Here is a 1,552-nt window from a genome sequence, read left to right as displayed (position 1 = left end):
CGTCAAGCTGTCCAACGCCCGCGACAGCCTCGACGGCCCCACCGACGACGACCAGGGCGTCATCGACAGCCATGGCCAGGCGAACATCGTGCCCACCGACGCGAACGGCATCGCCTACAGCCGCTCACCCGGCCAGGTGCTGAACATCGTGTACCTGACGAACAAGGCCGCCAAGTCCGGCGGGTTCTTCCCCAAGGGCGTCAACGGCGACGTGAACACCAGCGCCGCCAACTGATCCGCCAGGGGGTGCGGGACCGCCGTCGGGGCGGTCCTGCACCCCCGTCACCGGAGAGGCACCATGCTCGGACTCAGCCCGGAACACCTGCTCGTCCTGCTGGTCGCCGCGCTGTTCATCCTCGGCCCGGAACGCCTGCCCGGCGCCATCGCGACCGTCCGCAGGACCGCGCAGCAGGCCAAGGACGCCCTCGCGAACGCCCACGAGCAGATCAGCAGCGAAATCGGCCCCGAGTTCGAGCAGCTGCGCAAACCGCTGGGTGAACTCAACCAGCTCCGCAACCTGGACCCGCGCACCGCCCTGACCCGGTTCGTGCTCGACCCGCCGCCCGCCGAGCCGGCGCCGTCCACGCGAGTGGCCGGTGTGGACATGGAAGCCACCTGACGCACAACCGAAAGGACCGTCACCCATGACTGTCGACCGTGGACTTCTCGCGACCCTCAAAGCCAAGCCCGGCAAGGGCGACGAACTCGCCGCGTTCCTCGAGCAGGGCCGCGCACTCGCCGCCGCTGAGACCGGGACCGTCACCTGGTACGCGTTCAAGATCGACGACACCACCTACGGCATCTTCGACACCTTCGAGACCGAACAAGCCCGCCAGGCCCACCTCGACGGCCAGATCCCCGTCGCGCTCGGACAGGTCGCCGAAGACCTGCTCGCGGCCGACCCGGACATCCGTCCCGTGGACGTCATCGCGCTGACGTGACCGTCGCTCCTCGGCGAAGCAACCTTTCGGCACCTCCACCGGCTCTGTAGTGGGTGCCGAGGGCGAGAGGGGCCGGATGTTGCCGAGGTCGGACAAGCGGTTCGAGGTGTTCGTCGAGCAGCACTACGGCGAACTGCTGCGCTACGCGATGGTGCTGACCGGCAACCGGGACGAGGCCGGTGACATCGTGCACGACACCCTGCTGAAGCTGGTCCGGCACGTCGGACGCGGCGATATCGAGCATCTCGGCGCCTACGCCCGCCGAACGCTGTTCCGGGTCTTCCTGCGCCACCGCGACCGCACCCGCCGCGAACCGCCGGTACCCGAGATCGGCACGCCCCAGCCCGGCGCCGACGCCACGGAGGCGTGGGCCGGGCGCAGCGACATGCTGACGCTGCTCTTGCGGCTGCCGCCGCGGACACGGGCCGTGCTGGCCGCCCGGTTCTACCTCGACCTCGGCGAAGCGGACACCGCCCGGCTGCTCGGCTGCGGCACCGGAACGGTCAAGTCGACCACCTCGCGTGGCCTGCAGCGGCTACGCGAGCTGTGGGAAGCCGAATCACGCTCCCCGGAGAACTTGCCGAGGCCGACTTCGAAGGGACGACGATGAA

3 protein-coding genes and 1 pseudogene are annotated in these 1,552 nt (G+C 69.6%); all 4 read left to right on the top strand.

All coding sequences use genetic code 11. The features are described 5' to 3' along the window. Positions 1-235 (top strand): annotated as a pseudogene (locus M8542_RS49750) (ferritin-like domain-containing protein); the annotation flags it as partial. A 63-nt stretch (positions 236-298) separates the two neighbouring features. Beyond that, positions 299-619, top strand: coding sequence for a twin-arginine translocase TatA/TatE family subunit (locus M8542_RS49745; RefSeq protein ID WP_257927448.1), 321 nt, complete (start codon positions 299-301; stop codon positions 617-619). A 25-nt stretch (positions 620-644) separates the two neighbouring features. Then, on the top strand, positions 645-941 hold the full coding sequence (locus tag M8542_RS49740; protein WP_257927447.1) for a putative quinol monooxygenase: 297 nt from the start codon (positions 645-647) through the stop codon (positions 939-941). A gap of 76 nt (positions 942-1,017) precedes the next feature. Further along, positions 1,018-1,551: a sigma-70 family RNA polymerase sigma factor gene (locus tag M8542_RS49735; protein ID WP_257927446.1), complete on the top strand. Its 534-nt coding sequence runs from the start codon at positions 1,018-1,020 to the stop codon at positions 1,549-1,551. Position 1,552: the final 1 nt, after the last annotated feature.

It is taken from the genome of Amycolatopsis iheyensis (genome assembly GCF_024703995.1).
Lineage (GTDB): Bacteria > Actinomycetota > Actinomycetes > Mycobacteriales > Pseudonocardiaceae > Amycolatopsis > Amycolatopsis iheyensis.
This window is presented reverse-complemented; position numbering and strand designations above follow the sequence as displayed.